The following is a 21318-nucleotide window of genomic DNA, read 5'->3' as shown; positions in this document are numbered from 1 at the left end:
TCTTATTCATTACTTACTCGCTTAACCTTACTTTCTTGTATTCTTGCTCTAAAAATATATCTTAATAAATATGGTACAACAATAAATATAAATAGCGTTCTAAATAGTTGGTAACACATAATGACAGTTATATCTGCGTCTACTTCTTTAGCAATTAAGGCCATTTGATCCATTCCACCAGGGGCTAAACTTAGTAAGGCACTAATATGATCAATGGTGTGAATATGTGTTAAAAATATACTAGATAAAAGCGAAAACGTTAATAAAACAACGCCACTTAAGGCTGAAACTAAAACAATTTTTAATTTGTTATTTAAGTTTTCTGGTTTTAATAATATGCCAATATAACTTCCCATCATTAACTGGGAACAGTCTAATATAACAGAAGGTAAGGCAGGTCCATGTAGTCCTGATAAATTAAGGATGATGGTAGCGATCATTGGACCTAAAAGTAATGCTGTTGGAAAATTTATTTTCTTCCCTAAAACACCAAGTAGTGTACAGAAAATAGCAAAAATAATGATGTTTGGAAATAAGCCATGCCAGCTTGCCGAAGAATGGTGAATAGCTTCTGAAATCGAACTTTTATGTACATTAAAAAATGGACTGAAAATTAATAATGGGACCATAAAAATAATCATCATAAGCCTGGAAATTTGTAAGAAAGTGACAATTGTAAAGTCAATATCTTTAATCTCTTCAGCCAGAGCAATCATTTGACTTAGTCCCCCAGGAATACTACCTAACAAAACAGTTGGATAATGTATTTTAAATACTTTAGAAATTATGATTGAAATTGTAATTGTAAAAAGGATGAGTAGAAAGGTCATCAATATCATAGAAGTTAATTGATGTCCGATTTGAATAAACGTAGAAGATGTAAATGATAGCCCAATTGTGTAGCCGATTATGATCATGGCTGTATCTCGGATTTTATTTGGCCAATACAATTTTATCCCTTTAATTTTAGAAAATATAAGGACAAAAAACATTGGTCCAAGGAGCCAAGGTATTGGTAGTTTAATTAATTGAAATAAAAATCCACCAATAATTGCAATAATTAAAGTTAATAAAAGCTGTGTCCATTTATTATTGTTGTAATTTATTACCATCGTTTCACTTCTTTTCAAATTATAAAATTTTAATATATAGATCATGTTTACATTTATTCATCGCGCTCGTTATGTTAATATCATTATTGACCTTAAGTTTATGGTATGCAAGGATTTTGCTCGGTTAGTCTTTAGAATATTTAACAGGATAGCAAAACTAATCAGAGGATATATTAAAGATAGTAAATATTTTACAATTTTTAATTTGAAAACCCTTGCAAATTTTAATTAGAAAGGACTAATTGAATTGGCTAAACAACAAATAGGCGTCATTGGATTAGCAGTAATGGGAAAAAACCTAGCTTTAAATATTGAAAGTAGAGGTTTCTCAATTTCTGTATATAACCGATCAGTTGAAAAAACAGAAGAATTTTTAAAAGAAGCAGAAGGGAAAAATGTAGTTGGAACATTTTCAATTGAAGAATTTGTAAATTCTCTTGAAATACCTAGAAAAATATTGATTATGGTAAAAGCAGGAGCACCAACTGATTCAACAATTGAACAATTATTACCTCATCTTGATAAAGGTGATATTTTAATTGATGGTGGAAATACATACTATAAAGACACTCAAAGACGAAACAAAATGTTATCTGATAGCGGAATTCATTTTATTGGAACAGGTGTTTCAGGTGGAGAAGAGGGAGCTTTAAAAGGACCTTCCATTATGCCTGGTGGACAGAAAGAAGCTTTTGAACTAGTAAAACCTATTTTTGAAGCGATTGCTGCAAAAGTAAATAATGAGCCTTGTACAACATATATAGGCCCAGATGGTGCTGGTCATTACGTAAAAATGGTTCATAATGGAATTGAATATGGTGATATGCAATTAATCTCAGAAGCATACTTTTTATTAAAAAATGTACTTGGCTTAAGTGCTGACGAATTGCACCATGTATTTAGTGATTGGAATAAGGGCGAGCTTGATAGCTATTTAATTGAAATAACAGCTGATATCTTCACTAAAACAGACGAAGAAACAGGTAAACCACTTGTAGATGTTATTTTAGATAAAGCAGGACAAAAAGGTACTGGAAAATGGACTAGTCAAAGCACACTAGATTTAGGTGTTCCAACTTCTATTATTACTGAGTCTGTATTTGCACGTTTCATTTCTGCAATGAAGGATGAAAGAGTAAAAGCAAGTAAATTATTATCTGGTCCGTCAACAAGTACATATAATGGTGATAAAGAGCAACTTATTGAAGATGTGCGTAAAGCCCTTTATATGAGCAAAATTTGTTCATATGCGCAAGGATTTGCTCAATTAAGAGCTGCATCTGATGAGTATAAATGGGATTTACAATACGGAGATATTGCAATGATCTTCAGAGGCGGATGTATTATTCGCGCGGCTTTCTTACAAAAAATTAAAGAAGCTTATGATCTAGATGCTAATCTTTCTAACTTATTACTTGATCCATATTTCAAAGAAATCGTAGAAAGCTATCAAGGTGCATTAAGAAAAATTAGCGTTGTAGCAATTGAAGCTGGTGTTCCAATTCCATGTTTCTCAGCAGCATTAGCTTATTTTGATAGCTATCGTACTGAAACACTTCCTGCTAATTTAATTCAAGCACAAAGAGATTATTTTGGTGCACATACTTATGAACGAATTGATAAAGAAGGTAAGTTCCATACTCAGTGGACATAATTTTATTTTCGAAAAATAAAAAAGTTACCCCCTCGATTATGTGGGGGTAACTTTTTTATATAAACGTTCTTAATGTTCATTTAATCGTTCAGAAACAGGCCACCATTTATGACCATCAACTGTCAATAAAGTATCAGCCTCACTTGGTCCCATCGAGCCAGAATCATAATTTGTGAGTGGTGCTAATTTTTGATCCCAAGCTTTTGAAATGACATCTACAAAGCTCCAAGAATATTTAACTTCATCCCAATGCGTAAAGTTTGTTCCATCACCTAACATACAATCATAAATTAATCGCTCGTATGCTTCTGGTGTATTAATACAATCAACGCAATTATTATTAAATGTTAGTTGAATTGGCTTTGTGTAGCCATCTTCTGAGCCAGATCTTTTTGCATTTAATTGTAATGTAATACCTTCATCGGGTTGAATATGGATAATTAATAAATTTGGAGACATTGTCTCTTTTGTATTGTAATAAAGGTTCATTGGTATATCTGAAAACTGAACAATAATCTTAGTAGACTTCGTAGCCATTCTTTTTCCAGTTCGAATATAGAATGGTACACCAGCCCATCTGAAATTATCGATAAAAAGTTTCCCAGCAACAAATGTTTCAGTTTGAGACTCAGGGTCAACATTGTTTTCATTTCTATATGCTGGAACTTCTTCACCGTTAATTACACCAGCATCATATTGTCCGCGAACAAAATAATCTTTTACTTCGTTTTCATCAATTTTACGAAGAGCTTTAAATACTTTAACTTTTTCACTACGAATTTCTTCAGTTGTTAATTTAATCGGAGGCTCCATAGCAAGTAGTGCCGCCACTTGAAGGATATGATTCTGAACCATATCCTTTAAAGCTCCAGAATTCTCATAGTACTTACCACGGTCTTCAACACCAAGAATTTCACTAGATGTAATTTGGATATTCGAAATAAATCGATTATTCCAAAGTGGTTCAAACATTGCATTCGCAAAACGGATCACTTCAATATTTTGAACCATTTCTTTACCTAAGTAATGGTCGATACGGTAGATTTGACTTTCTGAAAATGCTTCACGAATTTCATCATTTAATTCAATTGCACTCGGTAGATCATGTCCAAATGGTTTTTCAATTACAATTCGGCTCCAACCTTCTGTATCAGCCAAACCATTCTGTTTTAACTGCTTAGCAATTGTTCCGAAAAATTCTGGTGCCATAGCTAGGAAGAAAACTCGGTTACCAGGAATTAAATAATGGTTATCCAAGTTTGTTAGTAAATTTCCTAATTCTATATATGAAGACGATTCTAATACTTCAAATTGATGGTAGTAAAAATGAGATAAAAAGCTTTCAATTTCAGAGTCAGATGAAGCAATAGATTGTATTGATTTTTTAACTGTTTCACGAAACTCGTCGTTTGACCAAGGTCTTCTACCAACACCTACAACCGCAAAACCTTCATCAATTTTTTTACTTAAAAATAATCTATATATTGAAATAAAAAGCTTTCTTTTTGCTAGGTCTCCCGTTGCTCCAAAAATGACAATAACTGCTTTTGGGTTTACTTTAGTTTTCAATTAATTTACCTCACTTCTTAAACATAAATTCTAACTTATTTTAGTAATAATCAAGGCTGATTATACAAATTATGTAAAGTCACTTTCAAAAAAATATTTTGAAAGCATTTTCATTAATTATTAAAAAATAAGTTAAATTTCCAAATTATTCATCTTATATCATAAACAAAACGAACAGATTCGTAAATAAGTGTCTTGATAATATTTAACTTTTTTCTTATTATTCCCTGTAAACAAAGAGGTTTTAAATGAAATAGATAATGCAACATTTTTCTTCTTTTAAATAGTAATATGTAATTATTTGGTTAAAAATTAAAAAATAATTAAAAAACAGCAAGGAGAATTTGTCAAAATCTCAGTTTTTTAGTAGAATTGTAATGTACCTTTATCGACATTTGGAAAATATAGTAAAATTGAAATCGTAATGATTTCTGTTATACTGTTTTTTATAACTTTTTTTGATTGTAAATTCTGAATATAATCAAAAACTAAATTATGGAAATGATGGGTAATTTATGAGAGTTCCATCGATATCTTAATAAGCCAAGTAGTGCTTAAAACCATTTAATAAAAATTTAAATGGTTTTGTTATTTTTAGTAAATTAAAAAACTTGGCAAAATTCAACTACAAGGGGGACTTTTATTATGAAAAAAATTGGCTTAGCTTGGCAAATATTAATTGGTCTTGTTATCGGGATCATTGTAGGCGCAATTTTTTATGGTAATCCAAAGGTTGCAGATTATTTACAACCAATTGGAGATATCTTTTTACGTCTGATTAAAATGATTGTAATACCAATCGTTGTTTCAAGTATCATTGTAGGTGTTGCTAGTGTTGGTGACACGAAAAAACTTGGCCGTTTAGGCGGAAAAACGATTCTTTACTTTGAGATTATTACAACAGTTGCGATTTTAATCGGATTACTAGTAGCGAATATCGTTAAACCAGGCGCTGGTGTAGATATGAGTATTCTTCACAAAACTGATATAAATACTTATGTTGAAACAGCTAAAGAAGTGAAAAGTCATGGTTTTGCAGATACATTTGTAAATATCGTACCGCCGAATATTTTTTCAGCGTTTGTTGAAGGAAATATGTTAGCAATTATCTTTTTCTCAGTGCTATTCGGTCTTGGTATTACAGCTGTGGGAGAAAGAGGAAAGCCTGTATTAGCATTTTTCCAAGGAACAGCTGATACAATGTTTTACATTACAAATCAAATTATGAAATTTGCTCCATTTGGTGTTTTTGCATTAATCGGTGTTACAGTTTCAAAATTTGGATTAGAATCTTTAATTCCATTAGGAAAATTAGTCATAACTGTGTATTTAACAATGGCATTCTTTATCGTTGTAGTATTAGGTTTAGTAGCTAAAATGGTAGGAGTTAATATCTTTAAGTTTATTAAATTAATTAAAGATGAATTAATCTTGGCATATTCTACTGCGAGTTCTGAAACAGTTTTACCAAGAATTATGGAAAAAGTAGAAAAATTCGGAGTACCAAGATCAATTTCTTCATTCGTTATTCCGACTGGTTACTCATTCAATCTTGATGGATCAACTTTATATCAAGCATTAGCAGCAATTTTCATCGCTCAAATGTATGGTATTCATTTATCAATCACTGCTCAAATTTCACTAATGTTAGTTCTAATGGTCACTTCAAAAGGTATCGCAGGTGTACCAGGCGTTTCGTTTGTTGTATTATTAGCAACATTAGGTACTGCAGGTATTCCAGTTGAAGGTTTAGCATTTATTGCTGGTATTGACCGTATTCTAGATATGGCTAGAACTGCAGTAAACGTAGTAGGTAACTCTTTAGCAGCAGTTGTAATTGCTAAATGGGAAGGTGCTTTTAAACCAGAAGTGGTGAAGAATGATAATAACGTTGCTATGTAACGTATAATATAGAAAAAATAGTTTAATTTTGACTCTCAAATGAATTATCTAAAAGAGTAGCCACAAGGAATAAGAATTTCCTTGTGGCTTTTCTTATTTTACAGAAGTTTTTTTAAAGGTAAAAGTCTAAAAACATAGAATATTCTTAATTATGTTTGGTTTAATTTTTAATAACGCGTCCTTTTGGAAGGGAACCAATTAAGGAGGATAAGATGACAAATTTACTAGATATTACGATAGGGAAACTATTAGAAGAAAAAGCGAAATTACATCCTACTCATGAGGCTGTTGTCTATGCGGATCGAGGTTTAAGGATGAATTACGAACAATTTGAAAAACACTGCAGAGAAGTAGCAAAAGGTTTGATGAGTCTAAGAATTCAAAAAGGTGATCATATTGCTATATGGTCTTCAAATACACCTGAATGGCTTACGTCACAATTTGCAACGGGCAAAATGGGTGGAGTTCTTGTTACAGTAAATACAAATTATCGTACAGCTGAGCTAGAATATTTGTTAAAGCAATCTGATTCAACAACGATTATTTTAATGGATCAGTATAAAGATTCTTCATATATTGAAATGCTTTATGAAATTATTCCAGAATTAAAGGATGCTGTTCCTGGAGAACTTCATAGTAGTCGACTGCCATTTTTACGGAACGTAATTGTTCTTGGTGAGAAAAAATACCCTGGAACATTCTCATGGAATGAGCTTATTTCCATGGCAAAAAATACATCAGACTTAGAGTTGGATAAGCGAATTGCATCAATGAGTCCGTATGATGTTATAAATATGCAATATACATCTGGAACGACTGGTTTCCCAAAAGGTGTAATGCTTACACACTCAAATATCGTCAATAATGGGTTTAATATCGCGAATTGTATGGAATTAACAAAGGCTGATCGTTTATGCATTCCTGTGCCATTTTTCCATTGCTTTGGATGTGTTTTAGGAACCATGGCTTGTGTTACTGTTGGAGCAACGATCGTACCTGTACAAGACTTTAGTCCAAAAAGAGTACTTCAAACAGTACAAGATGAAAAATGTACGGGATTACATGGAGTTCCGACAATGTTTATCGCTGAATTAAATGAACCTGAATTTTCTAAATATGATTTATCAACTTTACGAACTGGAATTATGGCAGGATCAAATTGTCCAATTGAAGTTATGAAGGCCGTAATCGAAAAAATGGGAATTACAGAGATTACAATTGCATATGGTCAAACGGAGTCTTCTCCAGTTATTACACAAACTAGAACGAATGACCCAATTGAGGTACGAGTTGAAACGGTTGGTAAGGCATTACCAAATGTTGAAGTGAAAATTGTAGAACCAGGCACATCTATTGAAGTACCTCGTGGAGTACAAGGAGAACTTTGTACTAGAGGTTATCATGTCATGAAGGGCTACTACAAAAATGAAGAAGCTACTCGTGTTGCAATTGACGAAGATGAGTGGTTACATACTGGGGATTTAGCGATCATGGATGAAAATGGCTATTGCAAAGTTACTGGTAGGCTAAAAGACATGATTATCCGTGGTGGGGAAAATATTTATCCTCGTGAAATAGAAGAATTTTTATATACTCACCCAGATGTGTTAGATATACAAGTTGTTGGAGTACCAGATGATGTGTATGGGGAAGAAGTAATGGCTTGGATTATTCTTAAAGAAGGTATAAAAATTACACCAGAGGATATTCGATTGTACTGTAAAGGAAAAATCTCAAAACATAAAATTCCACGATATATAGAATTTGTAGAAGCGTACCCGATGACTGCCTCGGGAAAAATACAGAAATTCCGACTTAGAGAGCAAGCTGTAGAAACTGCTCAAAAACAAGTTTAATTGCTCTGGTTTAATCATTAAAGAAATAGCAAAGTGAAACAGAAAACATTCATTGCTATTTTTTAATTAAATATTTATAAGGAAAACATTTAATCCTATTATGTTAAAATGTGGACACAAAACACTTAAAGGGGATAAAAAGTTGAAAATACGAAAAAAGGAATCTACAAGGCAAACTTTTAAACTAATAGTCTATTCATTTACGATCGCATTAATTGTTAAGATTTTTATTTTTTCTCCCTTTATTGTTGAAGGTGCTTCGATGCAACCGACCCTACATAATCATGATTATTTGTTTGTTAACAAAGCCTCATTTCATATTTCATCAATAAATAGAGGCGAAGTTGTCATTATAAAAAAAGAAAATGACCCTAAGTATTATGTCAAAAGAATAATTGGTTTGCCAAGTGACTATGTTAATTTAACGAATGGACGCCTTTATATTAATGGAAAACATATATCTGAAAACTATTTAAATGACCATTTGAAAAATGTCTATAGAGAATTTCTCCAATTTAATCAAGTGAAAGTACCTAACGGGTCATATTTAGTAATGGGAGATAATCGTTTGAATAGTAAAGATAGTAGAAATGGTTTAGGGTATATAAAGCAGTCTGAAATAGTCGGCAAAGTTGAAGGAGTTTTTTTTCCGTTTGATCGAGTAAGAATAATACACTAAAAGGAAAAGTAAAATGGATTAAATAGTATAAAAAATTAGTAAAAGATTTTTCATTAAATTTTCATTTTCATTATATAAAGTAAAAAAGCAATAAAATTGATACTTACAGGTATTTTAAGCTGTATTTAAGGCAATAAATCTTAAATATAAGAATAAATTAATCAAAACTGAAAGTAGGAATATATAATGAAAAAAAGTGAAGAACTTTTATTAGAGGAAGAAATTACTCAAATTAAGAAGAACAATTGGTTATTAATGATCATAGCGATCATCACCATACCTTTCTTAGTAATAAATATGTAAAGTAGTAAAGCCTGGAATAGTTAGATACCAGGCTTTTATGCTGTTTAAAAAGAAATTGTCTATTAAATAGGTAGTTTCGTGTTTTTTTAACTCGTATATGCCATTAGCTCTACTTCTTCTATAAATCTAAAAAGGACAACAATTTATTTGACTTCATACCTATCTGGGTATATAGTTCATTTTAACTAATGTAAAAATTTTACTTAGAAAGGAAAGATTTCTATGTCTTATGATGATCAAATAAAAAATAGAGTAAAAAGAATTGAAGGGCAGCTTAGAGGCATTTTAAAAATGATGGATGAGGATAAAGGATGTAAAGAAGTTATAACTCAATTATCAGCAGTAAGAGCGGCAATGGATCGTACAATTGGAGTCATCGTAAGTACGAATCTAATTGAATGTGTAAGACTAGCTGATGAAAATGGAGAAAGTGCAGAAGAGCTTGTAAAAGAAGCAGTTAACTTATTAGTAAAAAGTAGATAATAAACATTTGTAAAACCCTATCATTGGCCAAATATTACTTAACATCAACTTCTTGAAAGTGAGACTAATTGGAAATGTTAAATATTCTAATCATCGTATTAATTGCTTATTTTCTAGTACAAACTTTTCTTCCAATTAAAGGAGTTAAGCAAATTTCAACAAATGAATTAAAAAATGAATTGAAAAGTAAGGAAAAACAATTCATTGATGTTAGAACTTCTGCAGAATATAAAGGAAGACATATTAAAGAATTCAAAAATATTCCATTACATTTGTTAAAACAAAATATAAATCATTTATCAAAAGATCAAGAAACAATTATTATTTGCCAAAGTGGAATGAGAAGTAAAAAAGCATGTAAAGTTCTTAAAAAAATGGGCTATACCAATATTACAAATGTAAAAGGCGGAATGAGTACTTGGTCTTAATAAAGGAGAATAATAAATGAGAGAAATTACAGCAGAAAAACTTGAAGATCTACTAAAAAACGGAGATAAACTTAATATTATTGATGTTCGCGAGGCTGATGAAGTAGCAAACGGAATAATCCCGGGTGCGACGCATATTCCACTTGGTTTAATCGAATTTCGCATGGCTGATCTAGATAAAAATAATGAATACATCGTTGTTTGTCATGCTGGCGGCAGAAGTAGCCGAGCAGTACAGTTTTTAGAAAGTCATGGATTCAATGTTGTGAATATGTCTGGCGGTATGCTTGCATGGACAGGCGAAATTGAATAAACAAAATGCCAAAATTGCTTATAAAAGAATATAAGCAATTTTTTTATGTATTGAAAGGTCACAATATTTTCAGGTTTATTAGTAGAGAAAACAGAAAAAAAGGGATCATGAGTAAGTAAAAAAAGCTAGAAGATGAGATTTAGTACCTTAAAAGTTGTTCATGAGGAAGTAAAAAGTCAAAAAGCTGAGATATAGTACCTCATAAATGGTTCATGAGGAAGTAAAAAGTCAAAAAGCTGTAAATTAGTACCTCATAAAGAGTTCATGAGTAAGTAAAAAGTCAAAAGGCTGAAATATAATACCTCATAAAGGGTTCATGAGGAAGTAAAATAGAAAGAAGCTGAGATTTAGTACCTCATAAGGTGTTCATGAGTAAGTAAAAAGGCAAAAAACTCAGTTTTAGTACTATATAAATGGTTCATAAGTAAGTTAAAAAGCAAAAAATGAAAATAACCTACTCATATATAATTCTTTTGTAAACATTCAATTAAAATGCACAATAAATCGGACTAACTATTGACATAAAAAACAGAATATTCTTATAATTAATTAAAATCTAATGTAACAAAAACACAGAAATTAGTAATGAGTTTATCTTTATCTAGTTTAACTAATTTGTACGGTTTACTTTTAATCTACTATAAAGGGTGTTCAGATGAATCAAGTTAATGAATTAGAATGTTTTCCGTATCCGTTTAAAGATGAGATTTATCGTTACTCAAATAATTCTATTCTATTAGATCCACCTGCAAGCATCGAGATTACACCTAAATATGAGAATGAAATAAAATTAAAAAGAAGCTTGTTACACAAGACACCTAGCCATTGTTATCAAGCACTTCCTACTAGTTTAGAAGGTCAATGGGAAATTGTAGAATTAGTTTTAGATCATTTAATAAAGTATTATCCAAATTATTTTGAAGTTCATAAGGGTCATGAATATTGGACTATATTTAATAAGCTTCTAATGGAGGAGGAACAATTTAGCTTTAGGGATCTAACATCTGTTTTAGGAAAGCCATTGAATTTCATAGGTAGACATGTACAAGAGGATTTAATTTATATGAGTCAACGAGATGGCGATTTATTTTTAGATGCTGGACATCTTTGTTTTCCTTCAAATTGGTCACTTACTTTTAAACTAGGAATGAGATTTAAAGAGATTCATCAGCCAATCCCTATGTTTAATGAAAAATCATTGGATGATCGAATTCTTCGTTTCTTAAAAAATATTGAACAAGGAACACCTTGGGCTCGTAAAAATTGGTCATTAATGGCAGGAAAAAGACTAGATACTTCATTAGAAACATTTGATCAATGGGGTAAAGATAGAAAAAAAGTTACTACAGATAATGTCGGGAAATTCGTTCACTTACGCGTTGAAGTTCAAAAGTTATTTAGGTTGGCTGCTAGTAATGGGCTCCTATTTACGATTCATACTCACTTATTACCACTAGAGCAATTAACCTTAAATAAGGAATGGTTAGAGCAATTTTATAAAATTCTAAGTGAATTGCCGGATTTCATTTCAGATTATAAAGGAATCTCTTCATATAAAAAAGAAGTAATAACATATTTAAAAAATAAACTTGATGAAGTTGGGTAGAATGTGATGAATAAATTAATAGTAGAAGAAGCTAGTTTTATAGATGGAAAAAGAAAATATTTAATCTGTTCGAATCATAGAGGTAGGCCGCTAATTCAGCCAATTTTAGAAAAGTTACTTGAGAAAAACTATTCTTTTGATTTTGTATTCATCGGATTTGATTCAAGTCCAGAACAATTGCAAAATAATATTAAAACTTGGTTGCAAAGCCAGAAAATGGGTAGCTATTTATATATAGCACTTAGTAAAGAAGAACTTAAAAATTTACGGTCAATTATAGAGGATGTTGGATTTTTTGAAGATGAAGTACAATATGTTGGGTATGGTGAACTGAATTCGAACGTTTTTTGTTGTCGTTGTCATAGTTTAACTGAATTAAAAAATTTAGAAATTGGTAAAGAAATTCAGTGTCAAAACTGTCATTTATTACTTTCAGTTTCTGACCATTATTCGGTCCATTATGACGCATATTTAGGAAACATCGCTAAATTGTAGATGGGAGTGAATGGATTGATTGAGAATACGATACTAGTTCGTGTTAATGAAATAAAGCAAATAACACAACAGGTTAAAGAATTTAGTTTTATTCCAATTGATGAATTTAATCTTCCAACTTTTAGTGGAGGTTCTCATATTAATACATATGTTGCTGCAGAAAATGAGATTATTTGCAGACCTTATTCATTAGTTCATCATTCACTTATTGATAACACTTATAAAATTGCCATTCATTTAAATTCGGAATCAAAGGGCGGTTCAAAATATTGGCATGAACGAATTAAAGTAGGTGATCGACTACGGATTAGCTATCCAAAAAATCATTTTCCATTAAGTGCAAGAGCAAAACATCATGTGTTTTATGCAGCGGGTATTGGCATAACGCCATTTTTATCGATGATGAAAGAATTAAAAAGTAAAAATAAATCTTTTGAACTTCATTATACTTCGGCAACTAAATCAAGTAGTGCATATTATGACTTTTTAAATGAATATTATAAGGAAGTGACTACTTTTTACTTTACGAAAGAGCATAATTCTAGTCGAATAAAAGTTGAAACTCTTTTAGACCATTCAATCGGAACTCATGTCTATTTTTGTGGTCCTAATCGGTTTATTTCTCAATTTAATGAATCGGCATTTGCATTTGGCTATCCAAAATCAAGTGTCCATATTGAGATTTTCACACCACAAATATTGGCTAATTCAAGACCATTTGAGGTTAGACTGGCGAATGGAACTACAAAACAAGTTCCCGTTGATAAAACTTTATTAGATGTTTTACTCGACGAAGGCATAAAAGTACCATATTCCTGTAGAGTTGGAAGATGTGGGACATGTGAGGTAAACGTAATCGATGGCCAAATTGAGCATCACGACTTTTTATTGGACGAGGATCAAAGAAAAAGTAATAATATGATTTTAACTTGTGTCTCTAGGGCAAAATCAAATCAAATAATCCTAGAAATATAGAGTTCGATTTTATTAAAACAGCTAACCTATTTAATTGATAGACTAGCTGTTTTATTTTTATGCTTTTTTTAGAAGTCTCTGTTAAAGTGTAAAGTTGATTTTCTATAAGCTGATGATGAACCATATTTTTTGTTCTTATTGCTTAAATGATTCTAATCTTTTAACTTGAATTCCTTCGTCATCAAAGTTCTCCTCTGCCAACCATTGAGTTAATGCCTGTTTATGTAGAGGCCATTCTTCTATTAGCATTGAAAACCAGGTGGTGCTTCGTGAGCGGTTTTTATAGATAATGTTATTTCTAAAGAGGCCTTCATACTTAAACCCTAAACGTTTTGCTGTTTTAATGGAGGGAGCATTAAGAGAATCACATTTCCATTCATAACGTCGGTATTGGAGTTCTTCGAAAACATACTTAGCTAATAAATAGTGTGCTTCGGTCGAGATTATTGTTCTTCTTAAAGCATCTGAAAAATTTATACTTCCAACTTCAATTACCCCATTTGTCTGATCGATCCTCATTAAACTAAATATTCCAAGTGGTTTATTAGTCTCTTTATTTATCACAGCATAATAGATCTGAGTCCTACTTTCTATTTTTTCTAGTAATGTTTGTTCAAAATTTTCATAGTTGAGAGGTGGTTCGTCGGTTAAATAAGTCCAATTACTAGGATTAGAAATTTTAAATGCATTATAGAGATCTTTAGTATGAGTACGAGATAATCTAGTGACAATAGTATGTTTTCCAACATAATACATATCAGAAGGGAATTCTCTTATCTCCCAATTGGACAACTCCTCACCAATTGGCTGGTTGTATTTGTTTATTCTCTGATTCATTTAATCACCACATTTTATTTATTTTTTACTACAGTTTAGTTGGAAGGCGTGCAGAACTTAAGTGTTTTAACCATTTTATTCAGCTCATTTACCTTTATTCAATCACAATCTAGTAAAATCAAAAGTACCAGATGCGACTATTTTAATGGTACCAGCATTAAAGCGGGAGTGGAAATATGATTGAAATAACTGGATTGATTCTACAAAAAATGTATAATTGTAACAATATTATAGAAAGTGAGTGATTTAATATGATAGTCAGCTCTTTACCTACATCTAACAAACTTGAGGTGCAGAAGTTTTCATATTTCAATTAAAATTCTTCCGCATATAATATTGGAGGAAATGAAATGTTTAGTTATTATGGTGCATTAAGTACGGAAGTATATGATTTTACCAAACCAGAGGGGTATTCAATTGATGGTGATATTGAATATTATTTTGAAAGACTAAAAGGGACTAAAGGGAAAATACTTGAAGCAGCTGTCGGTTCTGGCCGATTCTTAATTCTCTTACTTGAAAATGGATTTATTGTTGATGGCATAGATTATTCAACTGAAATGTTAGATTCTTGTCAAAAACGATGCGAAGAAAGAGGCTTAAATCCGAAGCTTTATGAAGGTAACTTACGTAGTTTTTCTTTGGAATCAAAATATGAAGCTGTCGTTATACCTACTGGCTCCTTTTGCTTGATAGACAATTTAACGGATGCTAAAGATGCACTGAAATGTTTTTATAATCATCTAATGCCAGGAGGGCGCCTAATAGTTGATTTGGAATTACCAAGCAATTGGCGTACAGGTGAAATTACTACAGCAACCTTTCCTCTTTCTAACGAAGAAGGCATATCATTAGAAAGTAAATCAATAGAAATCAACTGGGTCGACCAATATACCTTATCTTATTTAAAATACGAAAAATGGAGAAAAGGTAAGCTAGTGGACACAGAATTACAGAAGTTTACAATGAGATGGTACGGAATTGAAGAATTCAAACTTATATTAGAAAGAAGAACTGAGCGGATCTTAACCCTCAGTTCTTTTGTTTATACAAAAAGACTTGTTTTCTTGTTTAATTAATGGACATGCGTTAGTTACATAAAGGTTGTCTAATTAGACAACCTTTTTTAGTTCAAATAATTTAACAGCGGCTTTTAAAAAAACTAATGTCGAAATATATTTACAAATGGGAGCATTTAAAAAATACGTAATTTTCATAATTTTGGAGGATTTTTGAAAGTCTTTGTCGAAATTTTAATTATTCTTTGCATTTATATTCTTAATGAAAAGAAAAATCGAGTTTATTACATAGGTAAATTCGACGATCCAATTTATATTTACATCTTATTAAATTAAGAGATAAAGAAAGGAGTGGCTTTATACATGTCAGAAAATACTAAAACTTCGAACCTTAACTTGGAAGAGAATTTATTTGCTGAATTTCCAAAGCCTACTGTACAAGAGTGGAGAGATGTTGTTGAAAAATCCTTAAAAGGAGCCACTATTGAGGAAAAGCTTGTAACAAAAACATATGAAGAAATAATTTTGAAGCCGATGTATGGGGAAGAAGATATCGCTAACTATCCTTATCTAAACGCACAACCAGGAGAATTTCCTTTCGTTAGAGGAACAAGTGAACAAGGTTATCTAGAACAGCCATGGGAAATTAGTCAGGAACTAGATTGTTCTTCTCCAATAGAGTTCAACCGTGTTGCAAAACATGATTTAGACAAAGGTCAAACGATGTTAAAGATTCAACTAAACGAATCTTTAGAAACAACTAGTCAAAATAATAATTCAAATAAAGGGTTAATCCTAACATCTATTAAAGATTTTAGAATAGCCTTTCAAAATATAAATTTAGAGGAAGTTCCTTTATATATTGAAACAGTTAACGGTGGGCAAGCATTTTTTGGTTCATTTATCGCATATTTACAACAACAAAATTACGATTTTAATAAAATAAATGGCTTTATTGGAATGGATCCGATCAGTAATTTAGTGAAAGAAGGGACACTTCCGTATTCTCTTGAAAATGCTTACAAAATGATGGCAGAGATCACAAAATGGTCAGTTAATCATACTGCAAATTTAAGAAATATTTTAGTACAGTCACATCCTTATCACGATGCAGGAGGAAATGCAGTTCAAGAATTAGCATTTGCTATTTCAACTGGATTAGAGTATCTACGTGAAATGGATAATCGACAAATCCCGCTTGATGATGCAGCGGCTAAAATACTATTCTCGTTTTCTGTCGGATCGAACTTCTTTATGGAAATCGCAAAATTAAGAGCAGCTAGAATGATTTGGGCAAGAATTATAAAAGAATTAGGTGGCAATGAAGCTGCACAAAAAATGAACATTCATTCACGTACATCTGCATGGACAAAAACGATTTATGATCCTTATGTAAATATACTTAGAGGAACTGTTGAAGCTTTTGCAGGAGTAATTGGAGGATCTGACTCACTTCATGTTTCGCCATTCGATGAATCGATAAAATCATCTGATGAGTTTTCTAGACGTATTGCGAGAAATACACATTTAATTCTTGAAAAAGAATCAAATTTATCAAAAGTCTCTGATCCAGCTGGTGGTTCTTGGTATATTGAATCACTTACTTACTCTTTGGCTGAAAAGGCATGGGAACTATTCCAAAAGATTGAAGAAAAAGGTGGAATGGTTAAGGCAATACAAGAAGGTTTTCCTCAAGCATTAGTTAAACAGGTTGCAGAAGAAAAATCGAACAACATAAAAAATAGAAAAGCTAAATTTATTGGGACTAATATTTATCCGAATCTGAATGAAACAAGAATAGAGAAAAAAGAATTGAATCGTTCAGAAATTGAAGTGAATAAAGAAAACATTGATGGCGGATCCGAAAATTTAGTATTACAAACTGGTTGTTCAATTGAAGATATAATTGATGCAGTAAATAATGGTGCAACAATTTCGAATATTTTAAATGAAATGAATTTAATAGATTCAGAACTTCCTAGAGTTAATCAATTAGACATACATCGTGGTGCACAACCTTATGAATCATTACGCCAAAATTCTCAAAGTTATAAAAATAGTACTGGTGAATTCCCAACTATATTTGTAGCAAATTTTGGACAAGTTGCAGCATACAAGCCTCGAACTGACTTTGTTACTGATTTCTTTGAAGTTGGAGGATTTAAGGTGCTACAAAATAAAGGCTTTACATCCATTGATGAAGTAATCGAATCATTTAAAAAATCAGAATCGACTATTGTTGTCATTTGTTCAACTGATGATCAATATTCAGAAGTTGTACCTTCTATAACAAATCAGATTAAAACAATTAATCCGAATGCCAAAGTACTTTTAGCAGGAAAGCCGTCATTTGATGATATGAATTTATACAATCAAGTTGGAATTGATGATTTCATTCATATCAATGTAAATAATTTCGAGAAGTTAGAAAATCTTCAAAAGGATGGAGGGATTTTGAAATGAACAAACTAACAGACTTTACAAAGATGCCATTTAATACAACATTTTCAGCACCAAATATAGCACCTCCTAAACAGATGCAAGTTAAACAAGATGATTGGAAAACTTTAGAACAAATAGATGTAAAACCATTATATGATTCGACTGATCTTAATCAGATGGAACACTTAGGATATGTTTCTGGAATTGCTCCGTTTTTACGTGGACCTTACCCTGCGATGTATATTAACAAACCTTGGACAATTCGCCAATACGCAGGCTTTTCAACAGCGGAAGAGAGTAATGCATTTTATCGAAGAAATTTAGCTGCTGGTCAAAAAGGTTTATCGATTGCTTTTGATTTAGCTACTCACCGTGGGTATGATTCGGATCATCCTCGTGTTGAAGGGGATGTTGGAAAAGCAGGGGTTGCAATTGATTCAATCCTTGATATGAAAATTTTATTTGATGGTATTCCGTTAGATAAAATGTCAGTTTCAATGACAATGAATGGAGCTGTACTTCCGGTTTTAGCATTTTATATTGTTGCTGCTGAAGAACAAGGCGTACATCAATCACAACTTACAGGAACAATTCAAAACGATATTTTAAAAGAATATATGGTGAGAAATACTTATATTTACCCGCCAGAAGCATCAATGCGTATTATTGCTGATATTTTTTCTTATACTTCACAAAATATGCCTAAATTCAACAGCATCAGTATATCTGGTTACCATATGCAAGAAGCAGGGGCAACTGCTGATATCGAGCTAGGCTATACTCTAGCAAATGGATTGGAATATGTTCGAACTGGTTTAAAAGCGGGAATCGATATTGATTCGTTTGCTCCTCGTTTATCATTTTTCTGGGGAATCGGAATGAACTATTTCATGGAAATCGCAAAAATGAGAGCAGGACGCATGCTTTGGGCTAAATTGATAAAATCATTTGATCCAAAGAAAGAAAAATCGATGGCGCTTAGAACGCATTCACAAACATCTGGTTGGAGTTTAACAGAACAAGATCCATTTAATAATGTGACTCGTACTTGTATTGAAGCGATGGCCGCTGTGTTAGGGCATACTCAATCACTTCATACGAATGCTTTAGATGAAGCAATTGCATTACCAACGGATTTCTCTGCTCGTATTGCCCGTAATACGCAGCTTTATTTACAAGAAGAAACTGGAATTTGTAATGTAGTGGACCCTTGGGGAGGTTCATATTACATTGAATCGTTAACAAATGAATTAGTACAAAAAGCATGGGCACATATTCAAGAGGTTGAATCATTAGGTGGTATGGCAAAAGCGATTGAAACTGGTTTACCAAAGATGAGAATCGAAGAAGCTGCGGCAAGACGTCAAGCTCACATCGATTCAGGTAAAGAAACAATTATTGGCGTTAATAAATATCGCCTTGAAAAAGAAGATCCATTAGATGTTTTAGAAGTCGACAATACTGCAGTTCGTGAAGCGCAAATTATGCGATTACAAGAGCTTCGAGCATCTAGAGAAGAAGCTAAAGTGCAGGCAGCATTAACCGCGATTACTGAGGCTGCGGAGTCTGGGGAAGGTAATTTGTTAGCGCTTGCAATTGAGGCTGCTAGAGCTCGTGCAACATTAGGTGAAATTTCGGATGCCTATGAAAAAGTAGTAGGTAGACATAAAGCTGTTATTCGTTCAATTATGGGTGTTTATAGTGCGGAATACGGTGAAAAAGATGAAATAGAGATTGTACGTAAAATGGCTGATGATTTTGAAGAGAAAGAAGGTCGTCGTCCTCGAATTATGATAGCTAAACTCGGACAAGATGGTCATGATCGTGGAGCGAAAGTAATCGCAACAGCATTTGCGGATTTAGGATTTGATGTAGATATCGGTCCTTTATTCCAAACACCAGCGGAAACGGCACTTCAAGCAGTTGAAAATGATGTTCATGTTATCGGAATGAGCTCTTTAGCAGGTGGTCACAAAACGCTACTTCCACAATTGATGGAAGAGTTAAAAAAACTAGGTCGACAGGACATTGTTCTTGTAGCTGGAGGGGTAATACCAGCAGGGGATTATGAGTTTTTATTGAAAAACGGAGCAGCAGCAATCTTCGGACCAGGTACTGTTATCCCAGTTGCGGCACAAAAGGTTATTGAAGAAATTAATCGCCGACTTGAGGATTCGATTTAAATGGATCAAGAAAACAAGAGAAAGAAAAAGCTTTCTGAAGACGACTATGTAAATGGAGTACTTGAAGGCAATCGAACTATTTTAGCCCAAACAATTACCCTTATAGAAAGTAATTCGTCAGCACATATGTATTCTGCACAAAATGTGTTGACGAGGTTACTTCCTCATTCAGGTCGTTCGATCCGGATTGGAATAACTGGGGTTCCAGGAGCCGGTAAAAGTAGTTTAATAGAAAGCTTTGGAACTTATTTGTGTGAACAAGGGCATAAAGTAGCCGTTTTAACAATCGATCCAAGTAGCACAATTACAAAAGGTAGTATTTTAGGAGACAAAACAAGAATGGATTCACTTTCAAAGAATCCGAATGCATTTATTAGACCTTCTGCATCAGGCGGTTCTCTTGGTGGGATTGCACGTAAAACAAGGGAATCAATGCTAGTATGCGAGGCAGCAGGCTATGATGTGATTTTAATCGAAACTGTCGGTGTTGGACAAAGTGAAGTACAGGTTCGTTCAATGGTAGATTTTTTTCTTTTAGTCATGCTAACTGGAGCAGGAGATGAGCTACAAGGAATTAAAAAAGGCATCATGGAACTTGCAGATTCAATTATCATCAATAAAGCTGATGGACAAAACAAATTAAAAGCTAATGCGGCTAAGGCTGAATTTAATCGAATACTCCACTTATTACAGCCTTCAACTCCTGGCTGGACAAGTAAAGCATATACCGCTTCTGCGTTACTTGGTGAAGGTATTGAAGAAATATGGAATGAAATTAATGCTTTTAAAGATCTAACAACTGAGTCAGGCTATTTTTCTTTGCGACGTCAAAAACAAATGATTGATTGGATGTACAATATGGTTTTTGAACAGTTGAAACTAAGTTTTATGAATCATGAAAGTGTGAAACTAAATTTAAAAACGATTGAAAGTTCAATTGTAAATGGAGAATTAACAGCAACTTCAGCTGCAAACTATTTATTATCCATTTTTGAAGGCAATAGGAAGGAGACATTGTAATGCAAGAGACTAGTCCTAAAAAAATTAATCATATTGGAATTGCAGTAAGAGATTTAGAGACTTCTATTCAATTGTATACGAATGTGCTTGGTTTAAAACTTAAAGGAATTGAAACTGTTGAAAGTGAAAAAGTACGAGTAGCATTTATCGAAATCGGTGAAGTGAAAATTGAGCTTTTAGAAGCAACTAGTCCAGAAAGCCCAATTGCAAAGTTTATTGAGAAAAAAGGCGAAGGAATTCATCATATTGCTTTAGAAACAGAAAACTGTGAGAAACAGCTTGAAGTTGTGAAAGAACACGGAATTAAACTAATTAATGAAGTTCCAAAAAAGGGTGCGCACGATAGCCTAGTTGCTTTCCTTCATCCAAATTCAACGAATAAAGTATTGTTCGAGCTATGCCAACCATCATCTAGTTTAACCAGAAAGGAAGTTGAATAAAG

Annotated in this window: 18 protein-coding genes; 15 read left to right on the top strand and 3 right to left on the bottom strand. The window is 32.4% G+C overall.

The annotated features are described in order from the left end of the window. Positions 1-2: 2 nt before the first annotated feature. On the bottom strand, positions 3-1112 hold the full coding sequence (locus AN960_RS01770; RefSeq protein ID WP_056465910.1) for an AbrB family transcriptional regulator: 1110 nt from the start codon (positions 1110-1112) through the stop codon (positions 3-5). 247 nt (positions 1113-1359) lie between these two features. Here AN960_RS01770 and gnd point away from each other — a divergent pair, with 247 nt between their 5' ends. Next, entirely contained in the window at positions 1360-2766 is a 1407-nt protein-coding gene (gnd, locus tag AN960_RS01765; protein ID WP_056465907.1) for an NADP-dependent phosphogluconate dehydrogenase, read from the top strand. A 69-nt stretch (positions 2767-2835) separates the two neighbouring features. On the opposite strand, the gene zwf is transcribed toward gnd, so the two are convergent. Then, positions 2836-4335, bottom strand: a complete 1500-nt coding sequence (zwf, locus tag AN960_RS01760; RefSeq protein ID WP_056465904.1) for a glucose-6-phosphate dehydrogenase — start codon at positions 4333-4335, stop codon at positions 2836-2838. A gap of 645 nt (positions 4336-4980) precedes the next feature. On the opposite strand from zwf, the gene AN960_RS01755 reads away from it, so the two are divergent. The 9 genes from AN960_RS01755 (at position 4981) to AN960_RS01715 (ending at position 13375) form a co-directional block, all read left to right on the top strand. Next, positions 4981-6237 (top strand): cation:dicarboxylate symporter family transporter, encoded by a 1257-nt coding sequence (locus tag AN960_RS01755; RefSeq protein ID WP_056465901.1) that lies wholly within the window; start codon positions 4981-4983, stop codon positions 6235-6237. 212 nt (positions 6238-6449) lie between these two features. After that, positions 6450-8093: an AMP-binding protein gene (locus AN960_RS01750; RefSeq protein ID WP_056465898.1), complete on the top strand. Its 1644-nt coding sequence runs from the start codon at positions 6450-6452 to the stop codon at positions 8091-8093. A 100-nt stretch (positions 8094-8193) separates the two neighbouring features. Beyond that, the gene (gene lepB, locus AN960_RS01745) at positions 8194-8772 is read left to right on the top strand and encodes a signal peptidase I (RefSeq protein ID WP_056465896.1); all 579 of its coding nucleotides are present in this window, start codon (positions 8194-8196) and stop codon (positions 8770-8772) included. A gap of 525 nt (positions 8773-9297) precedes the next feature. Further along, positions 9298-9558, top strand: coding sequence for a metal-sensitive transcriptional regulator (locus AN960_RS01740; protein ID WP_056465893.1), 261 nt, complete (start codon positions 9298-9300; stop codon positions 9556-9558). A gap of 74 nt (positions 9559-9632) precedes the next feature. Next, positions 9633-9986, top strand: coding sequence for a rhodanese-like domain-containing protein (locus tag AN960_RS01735; RefSeq protein WP_390312262.1), 354 nt, complete (start codon positions 9633-9635; stop codon positions 9984-9986). A gap of 16 nt (positions 9987-10002) precedes the next feature. After that, the gene (locus AN960_RS01730; protein WP_056465887.1) at positions 10003-10299 is read left to right on the top strand and encodes a rhodanese-like domain-containing protein; all 297 of its coding nucleotides are present in this window, start codon (positions 10003-10005) and stop codon (positions 10297-10299) included. 655 nt (positions 10300-10954) lie between these two features. Beyond that, on the top strand, positions 10955-11905 hold the full coding sequence (locus tag AN960_RS01725) for a heme-dependent oxidative N-demethylase family protein (protein WP_056465884.1): 951 nt from the start codon (positions 10955-10957) through the stop codon (positions 11903-11905). 6 nt (positions 11906-11911) lie between these two features. Next, positions 11912-12400 (top strand): dimethylamine monooxygenase subunit DmmA family protein, encoded by a 489-nt coding sequence (locus AN960_RS01720; protein WP_056465881.1) that lies wholly within the window; start codon positions 11912-11914, stop codon positions 12398-12400. Positions 12401-12415: 15 nt separating this feature from the next. Beyond that, positions 12416-13375 carry a PDR/VanB family oxidoreductase gene (locus tag AN960_RS01715; RefSeq protein WP_156339586.1) on the top strand — a complete coding sequence of 320 codons (960 nt, stop codon included), beginning with the start codon at positions 12416-12418 and terminating at the stop codon, positions 13373-13375. 135 nt (positions 13376-13510) lie between these two features. Here AN960_RS01715 and AN960_RS01710 read toward each other — a convergent pair whose 3' ends face one another. Continuing rightward, positions 13511-14212: a GNAT family N-acetyltransferase gene (locus AN960_RS01710; RefSeq protein ID WP_056465875.1), complete on the bottom strand. Its 702-nt coding sequence runs from the start codon at positions 14210-14212 to the stop codon at positions 13511-13513. Positions 14213-14562: 350 nt separating this feature from the next. Here AN960_RS01710 and AN960_RS01705 point away from each other — a divergent pair, with 350 nt between their 5' ends. The 5 genes from AN960_RS01705 (at position 14563) to mce (ending at position 21316) form a co-directional block, all read left to right on the top strand. Beyond that, positions 14563-15291: a class I SAM-dependent methyltransferase gene (locus AN960_RS01705; RefSeq protein ID WP_056465872.1), complete on the top strand. Its 729-nt coding sequence runs from the start codon at positions 14563-14565 to the stop codon at positions 15289-15291. A gap of 303 nt (positions 15292-15594) precedes the next feature. Further along, positions 15595-17694 (top strand): methylmalonyl-CoA mutase family protein, encoded by a 2100-nt coding sequence (locus tag AN960_RS01700; RefSeq protein WP_056465868.1) that lies wholly within the window; start codon positions 15595-15597, stop codon positions 17692-17694. Further along, positions 17691-19856: a methylmalonyl-CoA mutase gene (gene scpA / locus AN960_RS01695; protein ID WP_056465866.1), complete on the top strand. Its 2166-nt coding sequence runs from the start codon at positions 17691-17693 to the stop codon at positions 19854-19856. The genes AN960_RS01700 and scpA overlap by 4 nt, the downstream gene beginning before the upstream one ends. Beyond that, on the top strand, positions 19857-20876 hold the full coding sequence (gene meaB, locus AN960_RS01690; RefSeq protein ID WP_056465862.1) for a methylmalonyl Co-A mutase-associated GTPase MeaB: 1020 nt from the start codon (positions 19857-19859) through the stop codon (positions 20874-20876). Continuing rightward, positions 20876-21316 (top strand): methylmalonyl-CoA epimerase, encoded by a 441-nt coding sequence (mce, locus tag AN960_RS01685; RefSeq protein ID WP_056465859.1) that lies wholly within the window; start codon positions 20876-20878, stop codon positions 21314-21316. Before meaB ends, mce begins: the two co-directional genes overlap by 1 nt. Positions 21317-21318 lie beyond the last annotated feature (2 nt).

Origin of the sequence: Bacillus sp. FJAT-25509, assembly GCF_001420605.1 — a bacterium.
In the GTDB taxonomy this organism is placed as follows: Bacteria; Bacillota; Bacilli; order Bacillales; family Bacillaceae_G; genus Gottfriedia.
The sequence above is the reverse complement of the archived record's forward strand: the minus strand, read 5'-3'. Positions and strand labels throughout refer to the sequence as shown.

Bases quoted from the DNA above. Each gene is read 5' to 3' on its own strand.
- AN960_RS01770 (WP_056465910.1), bottom strand. From the start codon at position 1,112: ATGGTAATAAATTACAACAATAATAAATGGACACAGCTTTTATTAACT.
- AN960_RS01755 (WP_056465901.1), top strand. From the start codon at position 4,981: ATGAAAAAAATTGGCTTAGCTTGGCAAATATTAATTGGTCTTGTTATC.
- AN960_RS01750 (WP_056465898.1), top strand. From the start codon at position 6,450: ATGACAAATTTACTAGATATTACGATAGGGAAACTATTAGAAGAAAAA.
- lepB (WP_056465896.1), top strand. From the start codon at position 8,194: ATGTTAAAATGTGGACACAAAACACTTAAAGGGGATAAAAAGTTGAAA.
- AN960_RS01740 (WP_056465893.1), top strand. From the start codon at position 9,298: ATGTCTTATGATGATCAAATAAAAAATAGAGTAAAAAGAATTGAAGGG.
- AN960_RS01735 (WP_390312262.1), top strand. From the start codon at position 9,633: ATGTTAAATATTCTAATCATCGTATTAATTGCTTATTTTCTAGTACAA.
- AN960_RS01730 (WP_056465887.1), top strand. From the start codon at position 10,003: ATGAGAGAAATTACAGCAGAAAAACTTGAAGATCTACTAAAAAACGGA.
- AN960_RS01725 (WP_056465884.1), top strand. From the start codon at position 10,955: ATGAATCAAGTTAATGAATTAGAATGTTTTCCGTATCCGTTTAAAGAT.
- AN960_RS01720 (WP_056465881.1), top strand. From the start codon at position 11,912: ATGAATAAATTAATAGTAGAAGAAGCTAGTTTTATAGATGGAAAAAGA.
- AN960_RS01710 (WP_056465875.1), bottom strand. From the start codon at position 14,212: ATGAATCAGAGAATAAACAAATACAACCAGCCAATTGGTGAGGAGTTG.
- AN960_RS01705 (WP_056465872.1), top strand. From the start codon at position 14,563: ATGTTTAGTTATTATGGTGCATTAAGTACGGAAGTATATGATTTTACC.
- AN960_RS01700 (WP_056465868.1), top strand. From the start codon at position 15,595: ATGTCAGAAAATACTAAAACTTCGAACCTTAACTTGGAAGAGAATTTA.
- scpA (WP_056465866.1), top strand. From the start codon at position 17,691: ATGAACAAACTAACAGACTTTACAAAGATGCCATTTAATACAACATTT.
- meaB (WP_056465862.1), top strand. From the start codon at position 19,857: ATGGATCAAGAAAACAAGAGAAAGAAAAAGCTTTCTGAAGACGACTAT.
- mce (WP_056465859.1), top strand. From the start codon at position 20,876: ATGCAAGAGACTAGTCCTAAAAAAATTAATCATATTGGAATTGCAGTA.